The following is a 13,496-nucleotide window of genomic DNA, read 5'->3' on the forward strand; positions in this document are numbered from 1 at the left end:
CCAGCCCCCGATCAAAGTTTCCAGCGCTTGGGTGACATCCTTCTGACGCATCAACGGTTCACCCCTGGAGCCGGTCGAGATCAACATAGCTGAACAGACCCGAGACGCACTCACGAGCAGGCAGACCTTGGCACGCAGCTGGTCGGCGTGTCGCTCAATCAACTACTCAGTGGGGGCCAGATTAGTATTGAGATCTCTAGATATCCCCATTTAGTGCGTAAACTGAATCCCTCAGACATGATAAATCTCTGAGGTTTTGTACAGCACCAATATGAGAAGACTTAAACCATGAAGACAAACCCAAACATAAAGATTCCCAAAGCAGCCTGGATCATACTTCTAATTACGGCGGTCATACCCGGCACATCAGAGAAGATACTCCTAACAAGATTCAACTCAGATTGCCTTCAACAAACTGATTACTACAAAGTCAAAATAGAAACATCTGCAGCTCTCTCCCCAAGCCTGCCAAACAAAAGATCAGAGAACAAGCTCAAAGAAATAGGCTCTTACTTCCTAAGGAGAAAGCTGACACAGTCAGACTTTCCCGAAGATTTCCCATCGCACTCCGGAATATCTAAGAACATTGACCCCAGCCTCAGCAGGAGTAGAGCGGAGACCTTGCAACATTCCCCAAGCTGGTCTTGGCTTGAACAAAAGATAAATGCAGCCAACAACAGAGGACTCAACTCACAAGAAGGTTACCTAAGCAAGATCATTAATAATGGACGAAGAGGCGGACGAATTCAAATAAGAGAATGGACCAGCAACAAGCACGTGAACGGAATATCCAGCTGGATAGACAGATTCCCCCTTGCACTAACCAGTATCAAGATAGACAAGGACATTGAGGCAAAGTGCAGAACCACCCTTACTGACCAGAAACTAATTCAACGTGGACACCTTCTTCCGTGGATTACAGCCCCACAACTTTTCATAGACAGAAAGCAAGCTAATGCTTTATTCCATCCAAAGCTCCAAACCCTAATAGCAAAGACAGCTAGTACTGATTTCAAAAGACTTTATTTTGACTTGGAAGCCTCGAGGGGATACATCGTCTCCATTGGAACATCTGATTTTTCGCTATCAACTCGATTTACGCTAGCTGTTATCGCACTATTATTACTAGCCTGCAGCCACAAGAGAAAAACCACAGGCCAAAGCCAAGCGAACAGGCTTTCAAGTAATCAATGTTACCGAAGCCTAATTAAAGTACTTTTGACGAATTTATTTATTTTTGCATTTGCATGCTTTGGTGCACTTTCGGTTATAGAAATAATCTTGACTAAGACTAGCTGGCTAGACGAAGCCAGCAGCACCGCTCCCACCTATCTACCTCTCCATGAGATACTTCAATATGAGCAGGATATGCGGGAAAGATTCCTAGCTGTCAATGAATACGGTTTCGCGGATAAGCCGGTCTCTTCATATAACGAAGCTTCATCCTGCACCATCTCAATTCTAGGAGACTCGTTTGTGTGGGGGTATGGCGGGGGAGCGAAGAACGACGAGAGGTGGACAAGCCAGCTAGAGAAGCTTATTCCAAGTTGCAAGGTTCGCCATTGGGGAATCGGCGGGTGGTCCACTAAAGACCAAATCAGGTTCATGAGAGAGAAAGGGAGACTCCATCATTCGGATCTGATCATCCTGGGTTTTGTCGACAACGACCTTGATTTGAAGCCAGAAAACGAAGGAAACAATATCCAAACAATCAGGGAGCTTAAAAGCCTGATTCAACCCACGCCATTTCTTGTGCTTTTTACCCCATGGAATGGTTCAGAGCATCACCAAACAACCTTCAAGAAGGCATCTACTTTGTTCACTAGACTTGACATCCGCAACCACTCTTGCCTTAAGGATGTCCAGAACGTAGCCGGGGAAAGCGACGCCCCACGTCACATGTGGATAGGCTCCAACGTGGATAGGCATCCAGGCATTCCCATTACAGTGGCAATTGCGAATTGCGCCTTGAAGCATATATCAAACATCAAGGAACTAGAGACAACTGCAATTGAATAGATCTCTTTATTTAAAGAATAATCATGGGATCTCAGGGATCTAACGCTGATGACTTTTGCTGGCTTCCTTCAACCCCCGATCAACGTTTCCAGCGCCTGGGTGACATCGTCTTGGCGCATCAGCGATTCACCCACCAGCACCGCATCGGCACCGGCGCTCTGGACCCGGTCGAGATCATCGCGGCTGAACAGCCCCGACTCACTCACCAGCAGGCAGCCCTTGGCGCGCAGCTGGTCGCCGTAGCGCTCCATCAACTGATCCGTGGTGGCCAGATCGGTGTGGAAGGTGGCCAGGTCGCGGTTGTTGATCCCAATCAGCTGGACGCCATCGAGGGCCAAAACCCGCTCCAGTTCCGCCGCATCGTGCACCTCGACCAGCACCGTGAGTCCCAGGCTCTTGGCCACCTTGAGCAGATAGGCCATGTCCTGATCGCTCAGGATCGCCGCAATCAACAGGGCCGCATCAGCCCCGGCCGCCCGCGCCTGATAGAGCTGATAGGGCGTCAGGATGAAGTCCTTGCAAAGCAACGGCAGGTCCACGACCTGACGCACCTGCACCAGCACCTCAAAGCCCCCCTGGAAGAACGGCTTGTCGGTCAGCACCGATAGGCAGCTGGCCCCCCCAGCGGCATACCCCTGGGCAATCGCCTCCGGATCGAAGTGCTCGCGGATCACCCCCTTGCTCGGGCTGGCCTTCTTGACCTCAGCAATCACGGCCGGCTTGCAGCAGGCCGATTTCAGCGCAGCCAGGAAGTCGCGGGGGGCAGGCAGGGCCGCCACCTGACGCTTGAGTTTATCTAGGGGCACCCGATCGCGGGCCGCCGCCACTTCGCGGTCCTTCTCCCAGACGATCTTCTCGAGGATGTTGCGGGGCTCGCCCTCCTCATGGGGACAGGCGTACTCCAGGTGAGCCACCTTCACCTTCGGGTTGGGGGGCCTGCGGCGGATCTCCATGGTTCTCTCCTCAGGCGGCGACCGCCATGGCGGCTTGCTTGTAGGCCACTTCAACCACCTCGCTCAAGGTGGGGTGGGTGTGCACCTCATTGGCCAGTTGCTTCACGCTTTGGCGGCGAGCCACGGCGTTGGCGATCTCCTGAATCAGGTCAGCGGCATGGAGTCCATAGATGTGGGCACCGAGGACTTCACCGGTGGCCTTGTTGAAGAGCAGCTTCATCAAGCCATCGCTCTCCAGCTCCGCCAGGGCCTTGGAGTTGGCCTTGAAATAGCTGCGCACCGAACCCAGTTCAAAGCCCTCCTTCGCCGCCAACTCCTTGGCGTCGGCTTCGCTCAAGCCCACCGAACTGATTTCCGGATGGGTAAAGGTGGCCGCAGGGATCGAGCGGTAGTCGATCGAGCGGGGGTGCCCCAGGATGTTGTCCACGGCGACCGTGCCCTGGGCCGCTGCGGTGTGGGCCAGCATCATCTTTCCGGTCACATCACCGACCGCCCAGAGGTGGGGGACCGGCGCGCCGTTGACCAGCACCCGCAGCTGATCGTCCACGGGAATGAAGCCGCGGTTGGTCTCGATGCCGCAGGCCTCTAGGTTCAGTTCCTTGCTGGTGGGGACCCGGCCAGTGGCCACCAGGACCGCGTCGACCTCCAGGGTCTCCACGGGCTCGCGGGTCTGCATGTCCACCAGTTCGATCTGAACCGGAGCACCGGGCTTGATCGACTTGGCCAACACCCCGGAGCGGGCATCGATATCGCGGCCATCAATCAGGTTCCGGGCAGCGATCTTGGCGATGTCGGGATCGAAGGTGGGCATCACCCGATCCAGGGCCTCGATCATCGTCACTTCACAGCCCAGCGCCGTGTAGACGTCAGCGAACTCCAGTCCGATGTAGCCGCTGCCAACGATCGCCAACCAGCGGGGCAGCCACTCGAGGTTGACGGCCTCATCGCTGGTGAAGACCGTGCGGCCGTCGGTTTCGATGCCGAGGGGCACAAACGGATCAGAGCCGGTAGCGATGATCACGTCGCGGCCGGTCAGAACCCGGTCGACACCGTTGATCTCACGCACACCCACCTTCTGGGGGCCCTCCAGACGTCCGGTGCCGCGGATGATCGTGACCCCGGCGCGCTCCAGGGTCTTGGTCAGGTTGGTGCGGATCGTCGCCACCAGCTGGTTGGCGTGATCGGCGATTTTCTGGCGCTCAAAGCGCACGGGAGCGGCATGGATGCCGAAGCCCTTCAGGTGCTCCGCGTCAGCTAGCTCGCGCACGCGGCCGCTGGCAGCCAGCAGGGCCTTGGAGGGAACGCAACCGCGATTCACGCAGGTGCCGCCCATGTCGCGGCTTTCGATGATCGCCGTGCGCAGCCCGTGTTCAGCGGCGTGCTTCGCGGCGTCAAAGCCGCCGTAGCCCGCGCCAATCACGATGACGTCAAAGTCGAAACTGCCGTCGCTCACCTGAGGCCTGCCCAATTGGGGGGCATTCTCCCCTGTCAGCCCCCCAAACCCAACTTGTGTTGCTGCCGCCACCGCTCCAGCAGCAGAGGAGCCGCCGCCACGCCGACGTTTAGGGACTCCGCGGCCGTGCTGTGGGGAATGGTCACCCGATGACTGGCCAGGGCCGCCAGCTCCGAATGGAGCCCAGCTCCTTCGTTGCCCAGCAACAGCACCGTTGGCCGGGTCCAATCCAACTCCCAATAGGGAACAGTCCCGGCCTGATCCACCAGGGTGGCCACCACGTGATGGCCTGCGGCCCGCGCCTGCGCGAGTCGCTCCGCTAAGCCACTCCGATCGGGATCACGGCGGTGGGGCAGAGCAAGAGCCGCCCCCGCCGAAGCCCGCAACACCTTGGGCTGACAGGGATCAGCCCCGCCCCCCAGCCAAAGGTCATCCACCCCCGCCGCCAGGGCCGTGCGCATCAAGGTGCCGAGATTGCCGGGATCCTGGAGTTGATCTAAGGCCAACACAAAGGAGCCCAGGCCCTTCTTCTTCGGCAGGGCCTCCTGGGGCAGCGTGGCCACCACCCCATCCGGGGTCTCTGTGGTGGCCACAGCCGCCAGCACAGCCTCGCCTGCCGGCTGCAGCCGCTCCTCGGGCAGGCCGTCCAAGAGGGATCCGTGGCGCTCTAGCCAGGCCGGGGTCGCCAGCACCTGCTCGGGCAACAGGCCCAGGCGAACGAGTTCTTGAAGCTGATGGGTTCCCTCCACCAACAACAGGCCCTGCTCCCGGCGACCTTTCGGCTGATGCAGGGCGCGCAGGCGACCCACCAGGGGGTTGCGGCGGCTGGTGATCAGCTCCATCAGAAGGTTTCGTGGCGCCTCACGTGCAGGCCATCGCCCACAACGATGCTCTTGTCATCGAGGTCCAGGCCCCGGACCGCGGCCACCTCGCCCTTCAGGCCTTCGGCCTGGAGGTTTTTGATGAGCTCCTTGATCAGGACGTCTTCAATCGTTTTCTGATCAAACGCATCAGGAGTCAGGGCCTCCAGGAAGCGCCCCATCTTGGAAGCCACCACTTCCGGGGCGTTGGTGATCTTCAGAACGAGCATCGACTCAAAAACAGAAGGAAGCGCTGGGTTGAGCACCGACCCCAAAGCTGGCAAGAGCAGCGGGGTTCAGCAATAAAAAAGCTCCTCCCCGAGGGGAGGAGCCTTCAGTGCGGATGGGGAGACTTGAACTCCCACGACATTGCTGCCACTAGTACCTGAAACTAGCGCGTCTACCAATTCCGCCACATCCGCAGGGGGGGCGATGTCGCTCACGACGACCAGCGAAATTTACCCCATCAGGGTCCCCCTTCAGGAGAGGGGGGCAATCGGCGACAAACCAGGCCAGCAACGGCTTCGAGCCAGTTCGAATGCCGGCCGTCTTGCCGGTCTCATTCGTTGTTGTCAGGATAAGGCCCCTCAGGCGGGACGCCTTTAGCCATGACCGCGACGCTGGTCCCGTCTCAACAGATTCTCACCCCGCAACTGGAAATCGCCGGCGGTCGGCGCCTCTCCGGCGAGCTCCGCGTCAGTGGTGCCAAGAACTCTGCCCTGGTCTTGATGGCGGCCAGCCTGCTCACCAACGAGCAGCTGCGCCTGCGCAACGTGCCGCCCCTCACCGACATCGGTGGGATGGCCGAGATTTTGACCTCCCTCGGCGTCACCACCAGCCATGACGGCGACACCCTGGAGATGGACGGCTCCGGGCTAAGCCAGTCCGCCCCGCCCTACGAGCTGGTCAACAGCCTGCGGGCCAGCTTCTTCTGCATCGGCCCCCTTCTTGCACGCCTGGGCATCGCGCGGGTCCCCCTTCCCGGGGGCTGCCAGATCGGCACCCGCCCGGTGGTGGAGCACGTCAAAGGCCTGAAAGCCCTCGGCGCCCAAGTGACGATTGAACACGGCGTCGTCTCCGCCGTGGTCCCCGGCCGCAGCCATCGCCTGACCGGCGGCCGCATCCATCTGGACTGCCCCAGCGTGGGCGCCACCGAGACCTTGATGATGGCGGCCGCCCTCGCCGAGGGTGAGACCGTCATTGAGAACGCAGCCCTTGAACCCGAGGTCGTGGACCTCGCCGGACTGCTGCTCGCCATGGGGGCCAAGGTGCGGGGCGCCGGAACCCCCACCATCACCATCGTTGGCGTCGAGCGGTTGCACGGCGCGGACTACGCCGTCATTCCCGACCGCATCGAAGCCGGCACTTTCCTGCTGGCTGCCGCCATCACCCGCTCCTGCCTCACCATTGCCCCGGTGGTGACCGATCACCTCGGCGCCGTGCTGACCAAGCTCGAAGAGGTGGGCTGCAAGTTGGAGATTGATGGCACGAACGTGACCCTCAGCGCCGACGTGATCCAAGCGGTCGATCTGCGCACCCAACCCTTCCCTGGATTCCCCACGGACCTGCAGGCTCCCTTCATGAGCCTGTTGGCGACGGCGAACGGCAACAGCGTGGTCACCGAGAACATCTTTGAGAACCGGCTTCAACACGTCGCCGAACTCCAGCGCATGGGGGCAGCCATCCGCACCCAGGGGAACACCGCCTTCATCGAGGGCGTTCCGCGCCTGAGCGGTGCACCGGTCCAGGGCTCCGACCTGCGGGCTTCAGCCGCCATGGTGCTCGCCGGCTTAGTCGCCGATGGGATCACGACCGTGCAAGGGCTGGAGTACCTCGATCGCGGCTATGCCGATTTCGAGGGCAAGCTGAACGCGGTCGGCGCCTCGATCCGCCGACTCGGCTGACCCCTAAAGTCGCAAGCGCGGGAGCGTGCCGGAATTGGTAGACGGACTCGACTCAAAATCGAGCGCCTTCGGGCATGTGGGTTCAAGTCCCACCGCTCCTATTTCTCCCCCACCGACCACATCGCCGACTGAGACGGCGGTGATGAACACCTACGGCCGGTTCCCCTTGGAATTGGTCCGCGGCCGCGGGGTCTGGGTGTGGGACCAGCAAGGCCGCCGCTATCTCGATGCCGTGGCCGGCATTGCGGTTTGCACCCTCGGCCACAGCAGCCGCGTGATGCGCAAGGCGCTCGAGCGTCAGCTCCGCAAGCTGCAGCACGTCTCCAACCTGTATCGGATCCCTGAGCAGGAGCAACTGGCGGGCTGGATTCGGGACAACAGCTGCGCGGACAGCGTCTTCTTCTGCAACTCCGGTGCGGAAGCCAACGAAGCCGCCATCAAGCTCGCCCGCAAGCACGGCCATGTCGTGCGGGGCATCGACACCAGCAACGAGCGGGGCCCGCTGATCCTCACGGCCCAGGCCAGCTTCCACGGCCGCACCCTGGCCGCCGTCACGGCGACCGGGCAGCCGAAATACCACCAGGGGTTCGAGCCCATGGTGCAGGGGTTCCGCTACTTCCCCTACAACGACACCTCCGCCTTTGAGGCGTTGCTGCACCGCTGCGAGGCCGCCGGTCCTCGGGTTGCTGCGGTCATGCTCGAGCCGCTCCAGGGCGAAGGGGGTGTCAATCCCGGCGATGTGGCGTTTTTCCAGCGGGTGCGCGACCTCTGCGATCAATACAAGATCCTGCTGATCTTCGACGAGGTCCAGGTCGGCGTCGGCCGCACCGGGCGGCTCTGGGGCTACCAAAAGCTGGGGGTTGAACCCGACGCCTTCACCCTGGCCAAGGGGCTCGGCGGTGGATTCCCCATCGGCGCCCTCTGCGTCAAAGCCGAGGCGGATCAACTCAAGCCCGGGGAACACGCCAGCACCTTTGGCGGCAACCCCCTGGCCTGCCGGGCCGGCCTCACGGTGGCCAGCGAGCTGCAACGCCGCAACCTGCCGGCCCATGCGGAAGCGATGGGTCAGCTGCTGCAGCGGCAGTTGCTCGAGCTCGCCCAGCGCCATCCCCAATTGGTGAAGGGCGTTCGCGGCTGGGGTCTACTGCAGGGTCTCGTCCTTCAGGCGGACGGTCCCAAGGCCATTGATGTGGTCAAAGCCGCCATGGACAACGGATTGCTGCTGGTGCCCGCCGGCACTGATGTGGTGCGCTTTGTCCCCCCCCTGACGATCCAACCGCGGCATCTGCGCCTCGCGGTCAAACGACTCGAGAAAGCCCTGCTGGCGTGTCCATCCCCGACCCCTTCAGCGAGCTGATCGCTCCCTTCAGCCGCCGCGGTGTCGACCTCGGCCTGAAGCGAATCGACGCGGCTCTCGCGGAACTGGGACACCCAGAAGGCCGCTTCAGGGCTGTCCAGGTGGCCGGGACCAATGGCAAGGGCTCCATCGCCACCATGGTCGAGCGCATCGCCACAGCCGCGGGCTTGCGCTGCGGGCTTTACACCTCCCCCCATCTCCTGAGCTGGTGCGAGCGCATCCGGCTGCCGGACGGAGCCATTGCCGAAGACGCGCTCAAAGACCTGCTGCAACGGCTCCAACCGCTGGCCCTGCGTCACGACCTCACCCCGTTTGAGCTGATCACCGTCGCGGCCTTTGTCGCCTTCGCGGAAGCGGAGGTGGACCTGGCCGTCCTCGAAGTGGGACTCGGCGGGCGGCTCGATGCCACCACGGTCCACCCACGCCGCAACGTGCTGGCCTTCGCCAACATCGGCCTGGATCACGTCGAACACCTCGGCCCCACCCTCGAGGCGATCGCCCACGAGAAGGCGGCCGTGATGCATCCCGGGGCCATCGCCGTCAGTGGCCCCCAGGCCCCGGAGGTGACCGCCGTGCTCCAAGCCCAAGCCACGGCGCACGGGTGCGATCTGCGTTGGCGAGCCCCCGTAGCCAAGGACACGGAGGGGGGACCGGCCTTGGGGTTGCACGGCGCACTGCAACGCAGCAATGCCGCCGTGGCCATCGCCGCCGCCGAAGCCCTCGAGGAGACCGGCTGGCCCATCACTGAGGCGGCCATCCGCCGCGGCCTCCAACAGGCCCGCTGGCCAGGACGCCTGGAGCGCCGCCAGTTCCGCGGCCAGGCCCTGCTGATCGATGGAGCCCACAACCCCCCCGCCGCCGCCGCGCTCCGCCAGGAACTCCAGCCCGCCCAGCGGCGCTGGCTGATCGGCATGCAGCGCCACAAGGACGCCCCCGATCTGCTGCGCCACCTGCTGGAGCCCGGGGATCAGGTGCTCGTGGTGGCCCTACCCGAGCACGCCAGTTGGAGTGCGGAGGAACTCGCCCCAATGCTTCCCGGCATCGAAGCCGGCTCCGATGATCTAAACGAGAACCTGGAGTGGCTCGTGCAATCGGAGGGTCTGCCGGTGGCCTGCGGCTCCCTGTATCTGGTGGCAGCCCTCCTACCGCTGCTCGACCCGACAGACTGAAGCCCCGGCCCGATCCGCGCGATGACCTGCACCCGACTTCTCAGCTGGCTGTCGGCCGTGCTGATCCTGCTGGCGGCACCCGCCCTGACCCTGGCCCTCGACACCTCCGCTGGCGTGGGGCTGCAGGATCGCGCCCTATTCCAGGACACCGTCGATTACACCCTCACCAACCAGAGCGGCAAAGACTTCTCCGGCCAGCAACTGGCCAACACCTCCTTCGCTGGGGCCGTCGGCAAAGCCGCTGACTTCAGCGGGGCTGATCTCCACGGCGCGATCTTGACCCAGGGGGCCTTCCCAGACGCCAACTTCAACAGCGCGGACCTCTCCGATGTGCTGCTGGATCGCACCGACATGAGCGGCACCGACCTGCGCAATGCCGTCCTCGTGGGCGTGATCGCCTCCGGCAGCACCTTCACCGGCGCCCAGGTCGAGAACGCCGACTTCAGCGATGCCCTGCTGGACCGTGCCGACCAGCGCAGCCTCTGCATCAGCGCCAGCGGCACCAACCCGACCACCGGCGTCAACACCCGGGCCAGCCTCGGCTGCTAGATCCAGCCCCGCAACTTGCCCGGGTTCATCAACCCAGCTGGGTCGTAGGCCCGTTTGGCCTCCACCTGATCGGCATCCACCACCCCAAGCCCCCCGTCCTCAACGCTGATGACGTGGGGGTTGAACAGCAAACAGCCCAGGTCGCGGGCCTGATCGATTAGCTCCTGCAGGGCCGAAGCACCCCGCCAGCGCACCAAGGGGAGACAGGCGAAGCGCTGCCGGCCCTGGCTGCGGACCGCCTCAAGGTGCCAAAGCAGGTCCTCGCCCCAGCGCTGCCGCAGGGCCTCCAACGCGGGGGCCTCCGGCTGGGGCAAGAGCAACTGCAAATAGGTCCAGCCCGGCTCCTGGCTGCGCACGTGCAGGGTCGTGTGGTTCCAGGTCAGCTCCCGCAGGGGAATGCCGCGACTCTGCCCTTGGGGTGCACTCCAGCTAAGACGCCCCCCCAGCTCCAGGACCCAGGACTCCAGGGCCGGGGTCGCATCCGGGGCCGCCAGAAGCAGAACGCGATGGGCAGCGCCGCTGGCGGCTGGGCACCCCTGGGGCCAGGGCAAGCGCGCAGCGACGGCGGCCTCCAGCAAACACAAGGCCTTCAGCTCCAGTGCTGAGGCCGCCAGCTGCTGGGCCGCCGCCAGGGCAGCCGACCAGTCCTCAAACTCCAGCACCCACTGCCGCCAGGCCACCGCCGGGGCGGAGGCCATCGTCAAGGCCGTGAAAATCCCATTGGTCCCATAGGCGTGGTTGAGGGGACGCGCAGCCCGGGCATCCAGCTGCAGCAGCCGCGGCTCGGGCTCGACCGTCACCATCTCGACCCCGAGCAGATGCCCGGGGTCCCGCAGGAATCCCCAGCGCAGCGAGCCAATCCCGCCGGATCCACCGGCCACGTAGCCGCCCAGGCTGGCGGTGCGCACCGTGCTCGGCAGCAAGCGTTGCTCGCGGCCATGGGAGAGCAACTGGCGATCCAACTCCGCCAGAACGATCCCAGGTTCAGCGGTAAACACGCCCGAGCTGGCATCCACCTCCCGCAGCCGGTTCAGGCCACTGGTCTCCAGCAGCAAGCCACCGGCCAAGGGGATGCATTGGCCGTAATTCCCGGTTGCCGCGCCCCGCACCGTCAGGCTGACCCGATGGCGGCCGCAGGCCGCCGCCACCTGCAGCACCTCTGCGGCTGAGGTCACGCGAACGCCGATCTGGGCGCGCAGGCCACAGAGCAGCGGCTGAAGCACGGGCGAGTATACAAAGCCATCGGCCGCCAGGCTTTCCAGCTCCCCCCTACTTCGCAGCAAGGGCAAGCCAGCGGCCCTTAGATCCAAGGCCAGCGCCTCGAGCTGGGCGGCCGTTGCGGGGTCAGGGAGACCTGGGGGCAGGGCGCCCGGCAGGTCAGTCGTGATCTGCATCATACCACGTTGGCAAGCCGGACATCGGGATGGGCTTGATCAGGCAGCGGCAGCCAACGCCCCTGGCGCAACACCCGGCGCTGCGGGGAATGGGCCAGGAATTCAGCCCAACTGCCGGCGCTGGTTAACAGCAGATCCGCCGGTCCACCGACCCGCAACACCCCATCCCAGGCCAAGCCCAAGAGCCGCGCCGGGGTCGTCGTGAATGGCATCAACCCTTGGCGCTCCCAGGGGGGGGTGTGGGTGGCACGGAAACTCAGACGCAACAAGTCGAGCGGGTCGAAATCACCGCCGGGGTACCAGGGGTCCTGGACGTTGTCGGCCCCCAGGGCCACCGCGACCCCCTCCTGTTGCAGCAAGCGCAGGGGGGCCAGGGGACGGAAACCCGAGCTGACGCTCTGCTCACGGCCCAGCAACCAGAAATTCGTAGTGGGCAAAGCCACCACCGCCACCCCCAAGCGCTGCAACCGCTGGGCCAAAGGCCTGGCCTGGGCGGCCTTCAACAGCCCCATGCTGCTGGCGTGGCTGCAGGTGATCGGCACCCCCGGGTGAAAGCGCTCCAGCCTCTGCACCAACAGCTGAACACCGGCGGCGGGGGCCTCGGAGGACTCATCGATGTGCAGGTCAATGCCGCAGCCCAGCTCCCCGGCCAACTGCAGCAGGGCGTCGAGGTCCGCCCCATCGCGCCCGCTGCTGGGGAAGGGGGGACCCAGAACTCCGCCCAGCAATCCACCCGCGGCGGCCACCCGCCGCGCCAAGGCCGAGCCCTCACTGGAGAGCCACTGAGACAGCGGCGCGAGGGCGACCAGTTGGAGCTCAATTCGGCCTGCCCAGCGCTGCTGCAGCTCGAGCAGGGCCTGCCAGCTGGGCTCAGCGCAGGGACCACCGCTATCGATATGACTGCGCAAACCCCGCAGGCCGTAGCGCCAGGCCCGCTCCAGGGCCCGCTCACCGCGCTGCAGCGCCTGCTCAGCCGTACGGCTTTGCCCTTCCTCGAGATTCAAGGCCAGGGCAGCCTGCATCCGGCCGCTGTAGTTGGGGAACTCCGGCCAACTGAAGGCCTTATCGAGGTGGACATGGGGGTCCACCAATGGCGTCAGCGCCAAGGGCAAGCCTGAGCCGCCGCAGGGCTCGATGGCGCTGAGCTGCTCGCCCTGCCACCGCAACTCAACCGGTAATAGTCCCTGGGCATCGCCGCAGGGGAGATCGGTGCGCTCGGGATCCAGCAGGGCCCGCGGCACCAAACACTGCAGCCGCTGCTCGAGGCCTCGATCCATTCCGAATGCGATCAACGCTGCGCCAAACCCGGCGCCGCTTCCTCCGAACTCTGAACCACCAAGAGCTGCCCCGCCCCCCCCAAGGTAACCGCGCGATAGCGGGGGATCGTCAGTCCCGGCAACAGGGTCTGACCACCCAGTTCGGTCGTGTAGACGCTGAACAGCCCGGCGTTGTAGCGGTGGCTGGAGGCCGCCGCCAATTGCCCCAACACCTTGCGCTGACTGGCCACCAGCTGGGGGCAGTCCTGAATCACCAGGCGCGCGATCAGGGGAAGGGATCCAGAGCCGCACAGCTCTCGGGAGGCGGCGCGCACCAATTGGTCCCCCGCGAAGGCCTCGAAGTCATCCGTCCCAGGATTGGTCACCGCCAACGCCACCACGGCCACACCGGCCGCCGCGGCCCAGGTCCAACGCCCATCATCCGAAGAAGCAGCCATCGATTGAGAGCCGTTGCATTGGTAGGATCTACGCGCCCTGGCGGGCGTAGCCAAGTGGTTAAGGCACCGGGTTGTGGTCCCGGCATTCGGGGGTTCAAGTCCCCTCGCTCGCCCCTTCCAGAAT

The 13,496-nt window shown here is 63.7% G+C and carries 12 protein-coding genes and 3 tRNA genes; 7 read left to right on the top strand and 8 right to left on the bottom strand.

The window, feature by feature from the left end; all coding sequences use genetic code 11:
• Nucleotides 1–288 precede the first annotated feature (288 nt).
• Nucleotides 289–2,019 carry an SGNH/GDSL hydrolase family protein gene (locus tag H0O22_RS06725; RefSeq protein ID WP_185188169.1) on the top strand — a complete coding sequence of 577 codons (1,731 nt, stop codon included), beginning with the start codon at nucleotides 289–291 and terminating at the stop codon, nucleotides 2,017–2,019.
• A 68-nt stretch (nucleotides 2,020–2,087) separates the two neighbouring features.
• Here H0O22_RS06725 and trpC read toward each other — a convergent pair whose 3' ends face one another.
• The 5 genes from trpC to H0O22_RS06750 form a co-directional block, all read right to left on the bottom strand.
• Nucleotides 2,088–2,972 (bottom strand): indole-3-glycerol phosphate synthase TrpC, encoded by an 885-nt coding sequence (trpC, locus tag H0O22_RS06730; protein WP_185188170.1) that lies wholly within the window; start codon nucleotides 2,970–2,972, stop codon nucleotides 2,088–2,090.
• A gap of 10 nt (nucleotides 2,973–2,982) precedes the next feature.
• Entirely contained in the window at nucleotides 2,983–4,425 is a 1,443-nt protein-coding gene (gene lpdA / locus H0O22_RS06735; RefSeq protein WP_185188171.1) for a dihydrolipoyl dehydrogenase, read from the bottom strand.
• A 35-nt stretch (nucleotides 4,426–4,460) separates the two neighbouring features.
• A complete protein-coding gene (locus tag H0O22_RS06740) occupies nucleotides 4,461–5,267 on the bottom strand; it encodes an RNA methyltransferase (protein WP_185188172.1) in 807 nt (268 codons plus the stop codon).
• Nucleotides 5,267–5,515: a hypothetical protein gene (locus H0O22_RS06745; RefSeq protein WP_185188173.1), complete on the bottom strand. Its 249-nt coding sequence runs from the start codon at nucleotides 5,513–5,515 to the stop codon at nucleotides 5,267–5,269. Before H0O22_RS06745 ends, H0O22_RS06740 begins: the two co-directional genes overlap by 1 nt.
• 108 nt (nucleotides 5,516–5,623) lie before the next feature.
• Nucleotides 5,624–5,707, bottom strand: a tRNA-Leu gene (locus H0O22_RS06750).
• A 186-nt stretch (nucleotides 5,708–5,893) separates the two neighbouring features.
• On the opposite strand from H0O22_RS06750, the gene murA reads away from it, so the two are divergent.
• The 5 genes from murA to H0O22_RS06775 all read left to right on the top strand — a co-directional run bounded on the left by murA (nucleotide 5,894) and on the right by H0O22_RS06775 (nucleotide 10,264).
• Nucleotides 5,894–7,189, top strand: a complete 1,296-nt coding sequence (gene murA, locus H0O22_RS06755; protein WP_185188174.1) for a UDP-N-acetylglucosamine 1-carboxyvinyltransferase — start codon at nucleotides 5,894–5,896, stop codon at nucleotides 7,187–7,189.
• A gap of 19 nt (nucleotides 7,190–7,208) precedes the next feature.
• Nucleotides 7,209–7,290, top strand: a tRNA-Leu gene (locus H0O22_RS06760).
• A 41-nt stretch (nucleotides 7,291–7,331) separates the two neighbouring features.
• Complete coding sequence (locus H0O22_RS06765) at nucleotides 7,332–8,546, top strand: aspartate aminotransferase family protein (protein ID WP_185188175.1); 1,215 nt, start codon at nucleotides 7,332–7,334, stop codon at nucleotides 8,544–8,546.
• Nucleotides 8,516–9,715 carry a folylpolyglutamate synthase/dihydrofolate synthase family protein gene (locus tag H0O22_RS06770; RefSeq protein ID WP_185188176.1) on the top strand — a complete coding sequence of 400 codons (1,200 nt, stop codon included), beginning with the start codon at nucleotides 8,516–8,518 and terminating at the stop codon, nucleotides 9,713–9,715. Before H0O22_RS06765 ends, H0O22_RS06770 begins: the two co-directional genes overlap by 31 nt.
• A gap of 21 nt (nucleotides 9,716–9,736) precedes the next feature.
• Entirely contained in the window at nucleotides 9,737–10,264 is a 528-nt protein-coding gene (locus H0O22_RS06775; RefSeq protein ID WP_185188177.1) for a pentapeptide repeat-containing protein, read from the top strand.
• On the opposite strand, the gene H0O22_RS06780 is transcribed toward H0O22_RS06775, so the two are convergent.
• From H0O22_RS06780 to H0O22_RS06790, 3 genes are read right to left on the bottom strand one after another with little or no spacing between them, the layout of a single operon-like run.
• Nucleotides 10,261–11,658 (bottom strand): FAD-binding oxidoreductase, encoded by a 1,398-nt coding sequence (locus H0O22_RS06780; protein WP_185188178.1) that lies wholly within the window; start codon nucleotides 11,656–11,658, stop codon nucleotides 10,261–10,263. The genes H0O22_RS06775 and H0O22_RS06780 overlap by 4 nt on opposite strands.
• The gene (locus H0O22_RS06785; protein WP_185188179.1) at nucleotides 11,658–12,950 is read right to left on the bottom strand and encodes an amidohydrolase family protein; all 1,293 of its coding nucleotides are present in this window, start codon (nucleotides 12,948–12,950) and stop codon (nucleotides 11,658–11,660) included. The genes H0O22_RS06780 and H0O22_RS06785 overlap by 1 nt, the downstream gene beginning before the upstream one ends.
• Nucleotides 12,947–13,372, bottom strand: coding sequence for a DUF4359 domain-containing protein (locus H0O22_RS06790; RefSeq protein WP_185188180.1), 426 nt, complete (start codon nucleotides 13,370–13,372; stop codon nucleotides 12,947–12,949). The genes H0O22_RS06785 and H0O22_RS06790 overlap by 4 nt, the downstream gene beginning before the upstream one ends.
• A gap of 40 nt (nucleotides 13,373–13,412) precedes the next feature.
• On the opposite strand from H0O22_RS06790, the gene H0O22_RS06795 reads away from it, so the two are divergent.
• Nucleotides 13,413–13,485 (top strand) — tRNA-His (locus tag H0O22_RS06795).
• Nucleotides 13,486–13,496: the final 11 nt, after the last annotated feature.

Origin of the sequence: Synechococcus sp. LTW-R, assembly GCF_014217875.1 — a bacterium.
GTDB lineage: Bacteria > Cyanobacteriota > Cyanobacteriia > PCC-6307 > Cyanobiaceae > Vulcanococcus.